The sequence below is a fragment of the Streptomyces sp. NBC_01571 genome (assembly GCF_026339875.1).
GTDB lineage: Bacteria > Actinomycetota > Actinomycetes > Streptomycetales > Streptomycetaceae > Streptomyces.
This window is the reverse complement of the sequence record NZ_JAPEPZ010000001.1, coordinates 8,407,094-8,421,708: the sequence shown is the minus strand read 5'-3', so window position 1 is coordinate 8,421,708 and position 14,615 is coordinate 8,407,094. Positions and strand designations below refer to the sequence as shown.

The following is a 14,615-nucleotide window of genomic DNA, read 5'->3' as shown; positions in this document are numbered from 1 at the left end:
CATAGCGAGGGTCTCCAAAGAGAGGCGAGAGGGGTGGAGATGTTCAGGAAGCAACGCCCGGTTCAGGGCGGCTGATGAAGGCGAGCACCCGCTTGCCGGTTCCGTCCTCGGTAGGACGTGTGGTCCAGCTGTCGGCCATCGCAGAGACGAGCCACAGGCCACGCCCGCTGGTCGCGTCTTGGTCGGGAACCCGTTGGACCGGGGCATAGGGAGAGTTGTCCTCAACCTCGATCGTCACTACCTCGGCTTGGACCGCGAGGGTCAGCGTGATCTCCTCGTCCCTCTTGCCCTGTGGGCCCGATGAAGCGCCCTCGGCCCTTTCATCGCGCCGGCCATGGCGCTCAGCGTTGGTGGTGAGTTCGCTGACGATCAACACGGCTTGATCCATAAGGTCTTCGAACTCCCAAGCCGTGAGTACGTCGCGGGTGAAGGAACGGGCCTCGCTGGGTGCGAGATCGTTGGCGGCCAGCGTCAGACTCTTCTGCTGTTCCGGGGCGTCGTTGCAGCCGTCCGCAGTCGTGGGCTCGTTCATGACTGCCTCCTGAGTACGCACGCCCCCGAGGGCGACGCCACCCGGCCCTCAGCCGCCCCGAAGGCGTCGATGCCAGCGCTAGCGGAGCCGGGAAGGGTCCTGGCGTTGGCACCAGACGCGTGGCTGGTCTTCACCGGATGTCCTCCCGGGCAAAGGCAGATGGTGGTTTCGTTGACCTTGAGCGAACCGTGAATGACGACGGGTTGGTATCCCCGGCCAGTCCGCGATGCCGTCAAACCCGTCAAAGATCGTTCTCTTGTGAACGGGGACGTCGGATGGCACACAGGAACGAACAACTGGCCGCTGTGATCGCGGAGACGGGCTGGTCGCAGCCCAAGGTCGCCGCGGCGGTGGTCAGGGTCGCCGCCGAGGTCGGTGCGCATGAACTGTTGAGCATGAGTCGTTCGCACATCGCGATGTGGATCTCTGGCACCCGTCCAAGCGGCAGGGCACCCCGTATCTTGTGTGAGACGTTGTCTCGACGGCTGCAACGCCCGGTCACTCTGGCGGAAATCGGGCTTTCGGTATCGCCCACTGATGCCGACCCGGCATCCGAGTGGCGCGTCGATACGCTGACCGCGCTGGTGGATCTCGGGAGAAGCGACGTGGATTTGGAACGCCGCCAACTGCTGGCCGGCGCTGCCTACTCGGTAGGCGGCCTGGTCCTGCCCGGACAGCAGTGGTGGGACGACGCACCGGAACGCGCCAGGTCGCGCCCTGCCGCAACCTTCCGCCACATCGGCGTCAGCGAGGTTGCCGCTGTCCGCGAGATGACTGAGTTCTTCTCCAGACGGGACCAGCGACACGGCGGGATGGACGGTCGCACAGCCCTGCGCCAGTACATTCTCGATGACGTCGCGAAATACGTAGGCGGTGTCTTCACCAACGATGAAACACGCAGAGACCTGCTTGCCGCAGCTTCCGAAGCCGTGTACGTGGCTGGCTGGATGAGCTTCGACGCCTCCGAACACGAGGCAGCGCGACGCTATTTCACCTTGGCACTGAAGCTCGCCGCAGAAGCCGACGAAGCACCGCTGGCCGGCCATATCCTCCGGGCCATGGCCCATCAGGCAATCGATTTGGGACACCCCGGGACGGGAGTGCGGCTCGCGACAGCTTCCGTCGACCGCAAGCGGTACACCCTGGCGACACCACGTGAGCGCGCGCTGCTCGGCGTTGTCCGCGCCCGCAGCCTTGCCATGGACGGCCAGAGGCGCGAGGCGATAGCAGCGCTCCTCCGAGCTGAGGACGACCTCGCCGCCGCTGGGGACGGCGACAGTGATCCGCATCGGGTGTGGTTCTTCCAGCAAGCGTCCCTGGCCCACGAGACGGCACGCACCCTGTGGACTCTTGGTGACCTCGAAGGAGCTCTTCGCGAGTTCCGAAACAGCGTGCTGACCAGGAAGGCCGAGACCTTCAGCCGGACGCACGCTGTCACCCTGGGCTACATGGGCGCGGTGCAGGCACACCAAGGCAACGTTGAAGCCGCCTGCCATACGTGGGCCCAAGCCTTGGACGCCATGGAAGGGGTTCAGTCGGGCAGGGCGCGTGAGGCCGTCGTGAACATGCGCAGGGTGCTCTCCCCTTTCCGGAACCGAGGGATCACAGCAGCTGGAGAGATCGACGAGCGGGCTAAGGCGGTACTCGAACGAGTAGCCTGACGGCGCCGTCGTGGCGAGGACGACCATGAACAAGCCATGCGTCCCGCCCTGCTCACAGCGGAGAAGGGGAAAGTCGTGTCCACAAAGTCCATCGAAGTGCCTGTCATCGCAACCGTGGTGGGAGGGCACACGGGGCGGCTCGACGACTTCAAGGGCGGCACGGAATCGATCATCCGGCTGCATCCGGAGTTTCCGCTGGAGACGCTGCAGGGGATCGAGGAGTTCTCGCACATCCAAGTCACTTGGTTTTTTAACTTCGGGTCTCCCGACGACGTCGCACTGCATGCTCGCAGCCCTCGCGACAATCCGGCCTGGCCAGCCACAGGGACCTTCGTGCACCACAACCACCGACGGCCAGCTCGACTCGCCACGTCGTTCCCACGCCTGCTTCGCGTTGAAGGGCACGATCTGCATGTCACCGATCTCGATGCGGATGACGGCACGCTCGTGGTTGACGTAGTAGCGGTGTTCGAGGAGATGCTCCCGCGCGGCCCCGTACGACAGCCCTCTTGGCCAAGCGAAATGCTGCGGGACTACTGGCGAGACGCTTCCGAACGCTAACGCGGCACGGTAGGCGGCAACGAAGTCAGCCAAGCCACTATCGAATCCACCGCGCCTCAAGGGCCCGACGGTCGCGCGCCGGCCCCGTCTGGACCTGAGGCGATACATAGGCTGCTTTCGCGCTGTCACACGATCACCAAGCCCGTCGACCATCCCCGCGTGACGCGCAGGGGACTCCGTACGTTGGAGTTGAGTCGAAGGGATCATGGCGGCTGTCCTCGCGGTGGGGGTGACGCACTCGGATCGAGATCGCTCACCGTCCCCGAGCAACTACTCGTGGAGCGGCTGAGGTGGAGTATGTAGCGCGTATCGCTCCTCATGTAACGCTCATGGCGGAAGTGTCCGCATGAGCGATCCACGATTTGCCAGGCCCGTAACGCCGCGGCTGGTCCGCCGTGTAACTTCCTTGTGGCTACTACGAGCTGAACCTGACACTGGAAGCACGATGTCCTGAGGGGGCCGCATGACCGACGAGCCGCTCGGCTCCAGGCGAGCCGTCGAGCCGACTCCAGGTCCCGGCCCGACAACCCGCCGCCGCCAGTTGGCGTTCCGATTGCTGGAGCTCCGCAGATCCAAGGGCCTCAGCGCTGAGGAGGCCGGCGACCGCGCCGGCGTCTCCAAGGCCACAGTGAGCCGATACGAGACCAGCAAAGGGAACGTCCGCTGGAACCAAGTTGACCAGCTCTGCAGGGTCTACGGCGCTTCGGACGAAGAGCGTGACGCCCTGGTCGAACTGGCCAAGACGTCCAAAGCCACCAACGGGTGGTGGGTACCGGGCGCAGGTTCCGTGCCGAGCACATTGGGCATGCTGATCGCTCTGGAGAACGAGGCCACCAGCCTCCGTCAGTTCGCTTCAAGCGTTGTCCCCGGACTCTTGCAAACCAGCAGCTACGCTCGGTCAATCAAGGGCACACCGGGCTACGAACTGCCGCCGGAGCAAGTCACATCCTTCCTGGATACCCGCATGCGACGGCAGCAGCTGCTCGATCAGCCGACCCGCCCTCGGTATCACGTCCTCCTCGACGAATCCGTCCTCCGTCGCTGCGTCGGAGGACCTGACGTCATGACCGAGCAACTCGATCACCTGCTCGAACGCGGCTCGGCACCGGGCACCACTGTGCAGATCCTGCCGTTCGACCGAGGCGCATACTCCGCGGCACTGACCGGCTTCATCATTCTCGGAGCCGCAGACCCTGACTTCGACGTCATCTACGCAGAGAACACGTCGGGTTCGCTGTACCTGGAACAGGACGAGGAGCGCCGGCTGTACTCAGCAGCGTTCGACTACCTGCAAGCCGAAGCCCTCTCAATCGAGTCCTCGGCGGAGCTGATCGCCGAGGCCAGCAAGAAGCACCTGCGCGCCTAACGAGGAAGACACGTGATCGAACAGCCCAACTGGTTCAAAAGCAGCTACAGCGGCCAACCGTCAACGGACTGTGTAGAGGCCGCCTTCCTTGCTGCCACGCGGGTGAAGGTGCGCGATTCGAAGGATCCGAATGGCCCTCACCACACCTTCGAAGGCGACGCCTGGATGACGTTCATCAGCGCGGTGAAGCACGGGGAGATCTCCTCCTAGCGCAGCCGTCGTGAACGTGCTTCGGCCCGGCGCATTCGGCTGCCAGGCCGAAGCACGTTCACGACGAAAGTTTCGCCACCAGCCCCTACAGCCGGGCCCCGCACCTCAGGCGCATCCCACAGAGTAAAACTGACATTACGTCACAATGCCGTCACACACGTTGAGATGAGTCCGGCGGTGTACAAAATGGCCGTGATCACGCCTGTTCGCTGCTCACCCGAGGATTCGAACCACTCTCGGGAGATGCTGATGCGGACAGTGGACGTGCACGGCAAACTGTCCGCATCAGACTGTCGAGGGGGACGTCATGCCACAGAAGCCCAGGCCTCTCGATGACTCGCAGTCCATGGCGCATTGGTTCGGGGTAGAGCTGCGAACTTGGCGTGAACTGCGAGGCCTCTCAACCACCGCCCTCGGGGCAAAGGTGCACCTCAGCGGGTCCTCAATCCAGAGGATCGAGAAGGCAGAGCGACCATGCAACGCCGACCTGGCGGCTTCGCTGGATGATGCACTTGATGCAAGGGGTGCGCTGCGACGGCTCTGGCGCCGCGTCGAGGCGGATGCGGACAGCCAGGGCCGTGATGCGGACAAGCTCCGGTCCGAAGCTTTGGTAGAGGCCTCGAACCTGGCCGCTCCGGGCACGCTAGAGGCAAGGACACTTGCTGAAGTCGATGGGAGTGACGTGGAACGTCGGTCGTTCCTCGCTGGTGGCGCCGCCGTACTGGGCCCGATAGGAGTGGGAGCGCTTGGCCATGCCTCACTGCCAAAGGTCATCCGTAACGACGACGTTGAGCAGGTATGGATGGCGTCGACCCTTCTTGCCCAGTGGGATAACCAGTATGGAGGTGCAGGTCTCGTCCGCAGCGCGTCGATCGGCCTGTACCGCTGGGCCACGTCTCTCCTCGACGTGCGATGCCCCGGTCGCCTGGAACCCGAGCTGTTTACTGCGGTCGGCCGCCTCGCCATCGTCATGGGCGCGAGCGCCTTTGATGCGTACGAGCACGATGACGCGCGGTTCTACCTGGGCGCAGGTGTCAAGTTCGCTGAACATGCTGGCAATTGGCATCTCCGGGCGTCGGCGATGAACTGGCTGGCCCGTCAGGCGATCTGGGTCGGAGAACCAGACGACGGGCTGACTCACGCGGAGAACGGCCTTGTGCGCTCTGATCGTCTGACGCCGAAGGAGCAGGCGATGTTACATAACGCGCGCGCCCGCGCCCACGCCAAAATGCGAGACATCGACGCAGCAGTTCGAGCGATTGGCCATTCGGACGAGATCTTCTCTCACGCCGCGGAAGGCGAAGACGCCCCGTGGATGAGTTACTACGACCGCGCACAACATCACGGCGACACAGGCCACGCGCTCTTCGACCTGACGATTCTCGCCGGCCATTCTCCAGCTGCGGCAGCCGACCGTCTGAAGATCGCGATCGAGGAGCACGGAGACGGATACGTGCGATCCCGTGCTCTCTCCGGGACGAAGCTCGCTTCGCTCCGTATGGCCACCGGCGACCCGCAGGAAGCTGTGGCGGTTGGCCACCGCGCCCTCGACGAGGTGGGACGCCTTCGCTCTCAACGCGCCGTTGACGACGTCCAGGAGCTGCGACGCATCGCGGCTTCACGCAGCCGCAACGTCGGAGTCGCTGATCTGCGCGAACGCATCCGCACTACTGTTCAGGCATGACGTCTCCCCGCATCCAAGAGTCGTTCGATGTTCTGGAGAAGATCGTGCAGGCGGTCGGCCTAAGTCCGAACGGTGCGGAGCCCATCCGTCTGGCCGAGAACGACCTATGGCGTCTTCCCGGGCAAGTCGTTGTGCGGATCGCGCGTAGGGGACAATCTGCCGCTGCAGCCCGCGAAGTACAAGTCACACGATGGCTTGCACAGAACAGCATTCCAGCAGTACGGCCATTGGACACAGACCAGCCCGTAACTGTCGATGGGCGCACAGCGACATTCTGGGAAGAGCTACCACCACACCGCGCCGGCGACGAGTCGGACCTTGCTCCACTCCTGCGCCGTCTACACGAGTTGCCATCCCCACCCTTCGCCTTGGGAGAGATAGCCCCCTTCGTGCGTATCGCGGACCGCATCAAGGCCTCCCAGTCTGCCAGTCGAGAAGATCAAGCGTGGCTCCTTCGACGACTAGAAGATCTCCAGGCAGCATGGACCGACCTGCCGCAGGGCCTACGGCCATGCGTCGTTCATGGCGACGCTTGGGGCGGCAACACTGCGGTTACCCACAACGGCGTCTTTCTGATGGACTTTGAGCGCACTGCGGTAGGGCCCCCGGAGTGGGATCTCACTTCGACAGCCGTGGCTGCGGATACGTTTGGCAAAATCTCTCGATCCGCGTACGTGAAATTCTGCGAATCCTACGGCCACGACGTCATGGACTGGGCCGGCTATCCCACGCTGCGCGATATTCGAGAACTTCGACTTACGTCATTCGCATTGCAAACAGCCGACGACAATCCTGTGATGCTGGAGCAAGCAAGATATCGAGTCGAATGCGTGCGCGGGCTTGCAGGTCCACGGCCATGGCACTGGAAGGCTGTGGCCTAGACACAACCCTAGATTCGCAATGCCCACCTGCGCGTAGTCGCACAGTCCGCATTAAAGTAACCTCTCCCCGCAGCGGTTCCATGCTGCCAGCAGCTGATACCGGCTAGGACAGCCCTGTTTTTCACGCCGCTGCATCGGGAGCCTTTTCGTGACGCCAACCTCCTTTGGCGAATCGATTCACTACCTCGCCAGCACGTACGGCATCCTCTCACCCATGCCCTTTCCCCTGATTGGGACACCCAGGAACGAGCCCTCTCGTTCCTGGGCTTTCGGCGACGCAGCAGCGCACGATTAGGAAGGAGCCCTGCGCAAAGTGCGTGTCGCGCACGACACATGCCAGGCCGCCGACCAACTCGCCGGCGAAGCCGCCGCCCTAGAACTCTTGGGCAGCGCCGCGGAGGAGGCACGGGGACACCCAGCTTGCCGCGCGACGCTACAAGGAGTCCCTCTTCATCTACTTGGCCGTTGGATCCGCAAGAGGTCCCGCCTTCATGGACCGACTCGCGCCTCTGCCATCGCATGCGTAGGTCAGCAGTCCGCCCTCACGTCCCGCTGGAAGCGGCATACGAGGGCGACACCTCTCACCTTCATCTACAAGTGTTTACGACATAGCACCACATAAGCAGCGATAGCGCACACATTGGATCTGTCGCATCCAGAGCGGTTGAGCTAGCGTCACCTCCATACATAAACACCTGTAGATGAGCGGCTCTGGCGCGCTCGCACAGCGAGCTTGACGTCCAGGTCAACCCACCACGGGTGAGGAGACGTGACCACAGGAGGCTGGATCTTGCCGGATGCCAGGTTCAGAAGCAGGAGGGTTTCGGCTTCGAGTCAACCCGAAAATGCAGACTTGGGCGCCTCAATAAGCAATTCAATAAGGACACCCGAAACCACTCCATCGGATTCCGTCGATCGCTATATGATGCCCCGTGAGGTGGAACAGCGACTTGGCATTTCACCTTCAACTCGGCGCCGGTGGACTAATCGCGGTCTTCTGCGCGCCTATCCTCTTGGCCCGTACTACCGGCCAGGACCGGGAAACAACCGTGGAGGTAACAGAAATGGCAGCCGGGTGCGCTACAGCGAGCATGAGGTCAACGACCTTTTCGAGCGCATCAAGAGCGGCGCACTTGCCCACCCACCCAAGCTCCAGGACCCCTAGGTACCACAGGCGCTAGAAAATCTGAAACTCACCCACGAAAGAGGCACATGGCCGAGTCCGATGCACCGTTTGATCGGTGGCACAAAAGATATCCGAAACCAGGTGACATACCATGCAAATGCGGCACAAAGAAGAATCCGCTCTACCCTTCAGCTGACCACGGACGGGGTCAGCAATGGCAGGCTCGTTACACGGATCCGAACGGAAAGGGGCGTCGTCCAGCGTTCGACACGTGGGAGGCAGCGCGTGACCATCTAGACGAAGTCCGAGTCCAGATCCGCAACGGTAGTTGGGTCGATCCAGACCTGGGTAACGAAACAGTCGAGTTTTACGCCAAAGAATTTCTTGAACGCAGAAGGAAGAAGAACAAGAACAAGAACACGACTGACACGTACGACACGCACATCCGGGTCCACATCATTCCGTTCCTCGGGAAGTACATCGCCCGGACGCTGCGCCGCAAGCACAGCATGGCCCTCGTGGATTACCTGATCGACCAACCCACCGTTGGTGGCGTCTACGGTGTTCAGATCTTCAAAACCTGGCGCATCCTCGTCAACTACATGATCGACGAGGACGTGCCCCTGCCGGCGAACGTCGTGTCACGGATCGAGCTGCCGGAAGTGGAGGGGCGTGTCAAAGTCTCCCTCAGCGCAGAGCAGGTCAACCGCCTCGCTGCCGCGATGCGGGAAGTCGAGCCACGTTTCGAGGTCTTCGTGTGGATCGCCGCATGCGCAGGCCTCCGTGAAGGAGAAGCCATCGGCCTCAGGAAGACATCCGTCGACTGGTCGGAGGGCCTCCTGTACATCGAGGAACAGCGACAGGGAGGCAAGTCGGCGAAGCTCAAGACCAAGGCCAGCGCAGCAACTTTGCCTGTCGACGCCTTCCTCATCGACAAGCTGAGGAAGCACATCGAGCGATTCCCCCAATTCGCGTCGGTGAGTCACCGTGCGGAAGGTGACCGCCGACGCCGCGGCTGGGTTCCGCCGCCAGACGAGGGGTTGATCGTCACCAACCGGTACGGCCGGCCAGTTTCGGGCCGAGACTTCAACGAGAAGTGGCGTGCCGCCGTCAGGCTGGCCGGGCTGCCGCCAGAGACCCGGTTCCATGACCTCAAGCACTTCTACACGTCTCAGCTTGGCGCGTCCGGTCAGCACGACCCGAAGACGGTTCAGGCTCTCAGCAGACATGCGCGGTTCGCCGAGACATGGGAGACCTACGCCCACCCGCCGCGAGCCGTGGAGGGCGTGGCCGTCACGACATTCAGCGGCTTGTTTACCCCATTGGACCCGTCCAGGGAACAAGCGGCCTGATGGCGAGTCTGAGAAGGGGACTTGACCCGGTCCGCCCCTAATGTGAAAGACTCGACAACGAAGCGAGGCTAACCATCGCGGCAAGAGGGCGCATCGACCCGTGGAACGGTCGAAGCGCTCGATTCGACCCCGATTCGACCCCGCGAGTGCAGGACCAGAAAGTGCACCTCTCCCGGTCTCGACCGGAGCGGTGAAGCGAACTGAATACCACGTGGCAGGCAGCAAGCGGCTGACCAGGGAGTTTCCGTCCGACGGAAGTCCTATTGCCGGGGTGGAGGCGCCATCGTCATGGTGTTCTCGACACGACGTCGAGGATGACGGGACCCCTCTCATGCCGCACATCACCGCTTTTGCCAGGAACCAGTGGTACGTCGCCGCCCTCGCCCACGAGGTGGGGCGCGAGTTGCTCGCCCGGACGGTTCTGGGCGAACCGCTCGTCCTCTACCGGACGGAGGACGAGGGGGCGGCCGTCGCCCTGGCCGACCGCTGTGTGCACCGCAGGTTCCCGCTCTCCGAGAGCCGGCTCGACGGTGACCGGATCGTGTGCGGATATCACGGGTTCACGTACGACACCACGGGCACCTGCGTGTACGTGCCGGGGCAGAAACGCATACCGCGCACGGCCCGGGTCGCGTCCTACCCGGTCCTCGAACAGGATTCGTTCGTCTGGGTGTGGGTCGGCGACCCGGCGCTCGCCGACCCGGGGACCGTCCCGCGGGCCCCGCACATGGACTCTCCGGACTGGACCACGGTCTCGGGCATGGAGCCCATCGACGCGGACTACGGGCTGCTCGTCGACAACCTCCTCGACCTCTCCCACGAGACCTATCTGCACGGCGGATACATCGGCACCCCCGAGGTCGCCGAGACGCCGATCACGACGGAGGTCGACGAGGGCGCCGGCATCGTGCGGGTCAGCCGGCGCATGGACGATGCCGCCTGCCCGCCGTTCTACGCACGCTCGACCGGCATCGAGGGCCGGATCACCCGCTGGCAGGACATCGAGTACCACGCACCGTGCCTGTATCTGCTGCACAGCCGGGTCGCGCCGGTCGGGGTGCTGCCCGAGGGGGACGGCGGCGATCCGAACGCCTTCCACACCGAGATCACCTATGCGATCACCCCCTCACGCGACGGCCACGTCTACGACTTCTGGGCGGTCTCCCGGGATTTCGCCCGCGAGGACACGGAAGTCACCGCGTTCCTGCGGGACTTCAACCACACGGTCGTGATGCAGGACGTCGACGCGCTCAACCTGCTGCAGCGGACGCTGGGCACCGAACGCGACGGGTACCAGGAACTCAGCATCAACATCGACACCGGTGGTCTCGCGGCCCGCCGCATCCTCGCCCGGCTGGCCGAGGAGGGCGACAAGCCGACGGAGAGGGTCCGGTGAGGCCGGCACCCCGCCTCGCGCACGGCGAGGTCTACCGCGTCGACTGGCTCCCGGGCACCGACGTCCTGCACGGCACCTGCCACTGCGGCGCCGAGCACACCGCCCAGGATCCGGTCGAGATGTGGGAGTGGATGCTCGCCCACCCCGAGGGACACACGCCCCCAGGAAGCCGAGGATGACCGATTACGAAGCCGAACTCGTCGTGGCGCGACGGGATTTCGTGGCCGAGGGAGTGGTCGCCCTCACGCTGCGCCACCCCCTCGGCGACGAACTCCCCGGCTGGGAGCCGGGCGCCCACATCGACGTCGGGCTCGGCCCAGGGCTGGAGCGGCAGTACTCGCTGTGCGGCGACCCGGCGGAGCGCCGAACGTGGCGGATCGCGGTGCTCCGGGAGCCGCACGGCCGCGGTGGGTCCTCGTACGTGCACGAGCGGGTGGACGTGGGCGACCGGGTCCGCGTCCGCGGCCCCCGCAACCACTTCGCCCTGGCTCCCGTTCCCCGCTACCGGTTCGTCGCGGGCGGCATCGGCATCACCCCGATCCTGCCGATGCTCGCCGCGGCGCAGGCGGCGGGCGCGGAGTGGACGCTGCTCTACGGCGGACGGTCCCGCGGCTCCATGGCGTTCGTCCGGGAGTTGAGCCGGTACGGGGACCGGGTGACGATCGCTCCCCAGGACGAGAGCGGGCTGCTGGACCTCGACTCCGTGCTCTCCGGCATTCCCGCGGGCACCCTGGTCTACTGCTGCGGTCCCGGTCCGCTGCTGGACGCGGTGGAGGAGCGCTGCCCCAGCGGGCTGCTGCACGTCGAGCGTTTCACGCCGAAGGCCCAGGAGCCGGGCGCCGACGGCGAGTTCGAGGTCGTCCTGTCACGCAGCGGCCGCACCCTGACCGTCCCCGCGGACGTCTCCGTGCTCGACACCGTGCGGGGTGCCGGCGTCGAGGTGCTCTTCTCCTGTACCGAGGGCACCTGCGGCACGTGCGAGACGGACGTCCTCGAGGGGACCCCGGACCACCAGGACGCGGTGCTCACCGACGCGGAGCGGGCGGCCGGCGAGACCATGCTCATCTGCGTCTCCCGATGCCGGGGGAAGCGGCTCGTGCTCGACCTGTAGGCATCCGGCTCGAGCGGCCGGGGAGCACGCTTCGGTAACTGTCAACAATATTGTCAGCTAAGGCCATTGACCGCGTCGTACGGGAGTTCTACCTTCCGCTGAGCACCACTGTGCGGTGTGCGCACAGCCTGTCGGAACACTGTCGTCTGCACAGGAGGAGCCATGCGTCGTCTGCTCGCCGGTCTCGCGGTCGGAACCTTCCTGGTCACCGCGTCGGCCTGTGGCTCGTCCGACGACTCCGGAACGTCGGACAAGGGCGCGTCGTCCGGCGGTACCACCACGGTCAAGGTCGGGATCATCCCCATCGTCGATGTCGCACCGCTCTACCTTGGCCGGCAGAAGGGCTTCTACGGCAAACGCGGTCTGAAGCTCTCCATGACGACCGCGCAGGGCGGCGCCGCGATCGTCCCGGGCGTCGTCAGCGGCCAGTTCCAGTTCGGCTTCTCCAACATGACCTCGCTGATGATCGCCCGGAGCCAGAACGTGCCGGTGAAGGCGGTGGCCAACGGTGCCGCCTCAACGGGCCTGACGGGCAAGGACTTCGGCGCCATCACGGTGAAGAAGGGCAGTGCCCTCACATCGGCGAAGGACCTGGAGGGGAAGAAAGTCGCCGTCAACACGCTGAAGAACATCAACGAGACAGCGGTGCGCGAGTCGGTGCGCAAGGCGGGCGGCGACCCCTCCAGGGTGAAGTTCGTCGAGCTGGCCTTCGACCAGATGCCCGCCGCCCTGGACAGCGGCCAGATCGACGCGGCGATGGTGGTCGAGCCCGCGCTCGCCACCGTCAGGAGCCAGGGCGGCACGGAGATCGCCTCGTCCCTGGTCGACGTCGCCAAGGACCTCACCGTGGCGATGTACTTCACGTCCACCCAGTACGAACAGAAGAACCCCGATGTGGTGAAGAGGTTCCAGGAGGCCACCGCGGAGTCTCTCGCCTACGCCGACGCCCACCCTGACGAGGTCCGCTCCGTCGTCACCTCGTACACGAAGATCCCCGCCGCGGTCCTCGCGAAGGTGACCCTGCCGAAGTGGCCGGCCGAGCCGAACCGCGCGTCGATCGAGGCGCTGGAGAAACTGGGCGAGCAGGACGGGCTCTTCAAGTCGGCCCCCGATCTCGACGAACTGCTGCCGTGAGGGGTGCGAACGCGGCGCTCGGTACGGCCGGGCTCGCGGCCTTCCTCGCCCTGGGCGAGGCGGCGCCGCGGCTCGGCCTCGTCAAGGCGGCCTACTTCCCGCCGACCAGCCGCATCGCCGACGCGCTCGGGCAGGAGGCCACCGACGGCGCCTTCTGGACGGCCCTCGGCGACACCCTCACCGGCTGGGCGCTGGGGCTGGTGACCGCGGTCGTCGCCGGCGTCGTCGTGGGACTGGTCGTCTCGGTCGTGCCGTACCTGCGCGAGGCCACGGCCTCCACGATCGAGTTCCTGCGCCCGATCCCCTCCGTCGCGCTGATCCCCCTCGCCGTCCTCCTCTACGGCACCGAACTGCGCTCGGTCCTCCTCCTCGTCGTGTACGCCTCCTTCTGGCAGATCCTCGTCCAGGTCCTCTACGGCGTCCGCGACGTCGACCCGGTGGCGGAGGAGACGGCACGCTCGTACGGCCTCGGCCCCTGGGCACGCACCCGGCACGTCCTGTGGCCCACCGCGCTCCCCTACGTCATGACGGGTGTCAGGCTGGCGGCCGCGGTCGCCCTCATCCTCGCCGTGACGGCCGAACTCGTCATCGGGGCACCGGGGTTGGGTGCGCGCATCGCGGTCGCCCAGTCCTCGCAGGCCGTCCCGGACCTGTACGCGCTGGTGGTGGTCACCGGCCTGCTCGGGCTGCTGATCAACGTGGGTGCCCGCGCGGTGGAACGACGGGCCCTGGCCTGGCACCAGTCGGTGCGCGGGGAGGTGGCGGTGTGACGGGCCTCCCGTCCGGCCGGACGAGGCCGAACGCCTGGAACTCCCTCCTGCCGCGCGTGCTGTTCGTCGTGGCGCTCCCCGCGCTTCTGGTCGCCGGCTGGTGGCTCGCCTCGGACGGCAGCACCGACGTCTACTGGCCACCGCTGCGCACGATCCTCAGGACCTTCCCGGACGTCTGGACGGGCGACCGGCTCCGCGCCGACCTGGTGCCCAGCGTGCTGCGGCTGCTCGGCGGATACGCGGCAGCGGCCGTCGTAGGGGTCCTGCTGGGCGTGGTCATCGGCTCGTACCGGCGGGTGCGGGCGTTCTGCGAGCCGGTCCTGGAGTTCCTGCGCGCGGTGCCGCCGCCCGTCCTCGTGCCGGTCATCATGCTGTTCGCGGGCATCGGGGACACGATGAAGGTCGTCGTGATCGCGAGCGGCTGCGTCTGGCCGGTCCTGCTCAACACGGTCGAGGGAGTGCGGGCCGTCGACTCCGTCATGGCCGAGACGGCGCGTTCGTACGGCGTCACGGGCGCCGCCCGGCTGCGGCACGTGGTCCTGCGGGCGGCGAGCCCGCAGATCTTCGCGGGCCTGCGCCAGGCGCTGTCCATCGGCATCATCCTGATGGTCATCAGCGAGATGTTCGCGGCCACCAACGGCCTCGGCTTCACCATCGTGCAGTTCCAGCGCGGCTTCGCGATCCCCGACATGTGGACCGGGATCCTCGTCCTGGGCCTGCTCGGCCTTCTCCTCTCGGTCGTCTTCCAGTTCGTGGAGCGCCGGGTGCTCGGCTGGTACCACGGACTCCGGGACTCCTCCCGGCGGTCCCCGTGACGCTCGCTCGCGAAAG

Annotated in this window: 14 protein-coding genes; 13 read left to right on the top strand and 1 reads right to left on the bottom strand. The window is 65.5% G+C overall.

The window, feature by feature from the left end; genetic code table 11:
- Positions 1–43 precede the first annotated feature (43 nt).
- The gene (locus OHB41_RS37890; RefSeq protein WP_266703774.1) at positions 44–532 is read right to left on the bottom strand and encodes an ATP-binding protein; all 489 of its coding nucleotides are present in this window, start codon (positions 530–532) and stop codon (positions 44–46) included.
- Between the two features lie 275 nt (positions 533–807).
- Between OHB41_RS37890 and OHB41_RS37885 the strand changes: the two genes are divergently transcribed.
- The 13 genes from OHB41_RS37885 to OHB41_RS37825 all read left to right on the top strand — a co-directional run bounded on the left by OHB41_RS37885 (position 808) and on the right by OHB41_RS37825 (position 14,599).
- Complete coding sequence (locus OHB41_RS37885; RefSeq protein WP_266703772.1) at positions 808–2,193, top strand: NsdA family TPR-like regulatory protein; 1,386 nt, start codon at positions 808–810, stop codon at positions 2,191–2,193.
- A gap of 75 nt (positions 2,194–2,268) precedes the next feature.
- Complete coding sequence (locus OHB41_RS37880; protein WP_319647612.1) at positions 2,269–2,754, top strand: TrmO family methyltransferase domain-containing protein; 486 nt, start codon at positions 2,269–2,271, stop codon at positions 2,752–2,754.
- 463 nt (positions 2,755–3,217) lie between these two features.
- A complete protein-coding gene (locus OHB41_RS37875) occupies positions 3,218–4,120 on the top strand; it encodes a helix-turn-helix domain-containing protein (protein WP_266703768.1) in 903 nt (300 codons plus the stop codon).
- A 12-nt stretch (positions 4,121–4,132) separates the two neighbouring features.
- Complete coding sequence (locus tag OHB41_RS37870) at positions 4,133–4,330, top strand: DUF397 domain-containing protein (RefSeq protein ID WP_261722860.1); 198 nt, start codon at positions 4,133–4,135, stop codon at positions 4,328–4,330.
- A 307-nt stretch (positions 4,331–4,637) separates the two neighbouring features.
- The gene (locus OHB41_RS37865; RefSeq protein WP_266703763.1) at positions 4,638–6,014 is read left to right on the top strand and encodes a helix-turn-helix transcriptional regulator; all 1,377 of its coding nucleotides are present in this window, start codon (positions 4,638–4,640) and stop codon (positions 6,012–6,014) included.
- Complete coding sequence (locus OHB41_RS37860) at positions 6,011–6,895, top strand: phosphotransferase family protein (protein ID WP_266703761.1); 885 nt, start codon at positions 6,011–6,013, stop codon at positions 6,893–6,895. The genes OHB41_RS37865 and OHB41_RS37860 overlap by 4 nt, the downstream gene beginning before the upstream one ends.
- 1,212 nt (positions 6,896–8,107) lie before the next feature.
- The gene (locus tag OHB41_RS37855; protein ID WP_266703759.1) at positions 8,108–9,373 is read left to right on the top strand and encodes a site-specific integrase; all 1,266 of its coding nucleotides are present in this window, start codon (positions 8,108–8,110) and stop codon (positions 9,371–9,373) included.
- Positions 9,374–9,704: 331 nt separating this feature from the next.
- Positions 9,705–10,769, top strand: coding sequence for an aromatic ring-hydroxylating dioxygenase subunit alpha (locus OHB41_RS37850; RefSeq protein ID WP_266703757.1), 1,065 nt, complete (start codon positions 9,705–9,707; stop codon positions 10,767–10,769).
- Positions 10,766–10,948, top strand: a complete 183-nt coding sequence (locus tag OHB41_RS37845; protein WP_266703755.1) for a hypothetical protein — start codon at positions 10,766–10,768, stop codon at positions 10,946–10,948. Before OHB41_RS37850 ends, OHB41_RS37845 begins: the two co-directional genes overlap by 4 nt.
- The gene (locus OHB41_RS37840) at positions 10,945–11,880 is read left to right on the top strand and encodes a PDR/VanB family oxidoreductase (RefSeq protein WP_266703753.1); all 936 of its coding nucleotides are present in this window, start codon (positions 10,945–10,947) and stop codon (positions 11,878–11,880) included. Before OHB41_RS37845 ends, OHB41_RS37840 begins: the two co-directional genes overlap by 4 nt.
- 162 nt (positions 11,881–12,042) lie before the next feature.
- Positions 12,043–13,014, top strand: coding sequence for an ABC transporter substrate-binding protein (locus tag OHB41_RS37835; RefSeq protein WP_266703751.1), 972 nt, complete (start codon positions 12,043–12,045; stop codon positions 13,012–13,014).
- Positions 13,011–13,784: an ABC transporter permease gene (locus OHB41_RS37830; protein ID WP_266703749.1), complete on the top strand. Its 774-nt coding sequence runs from the start codon at positions 13,011–13,013 to the stop codon at positions 13,782–13,784. The genes OHB41_RS37835 and OHB41_RS37830 overlap by 4 nt, the downstream gene beginning before the upstream one ends.
- Positions 13,781–14,599, top strand: coding sequence for an ABC transporter permease (locus OHB41_RS37825; RefSeq protein ID WP_266703747.1), 819 nt, complete (start codon positions 13,781–13,783; stop codon positions 14,597–14,599). The genes OHB41_RS37830 and OHB41_RS37825 overlap by 4 nt, the downstream gene beginning before the upstream one ends.
- The last annotated feature ends 16 nt before the right edge of the window (positions 14,600–14,615 follow it).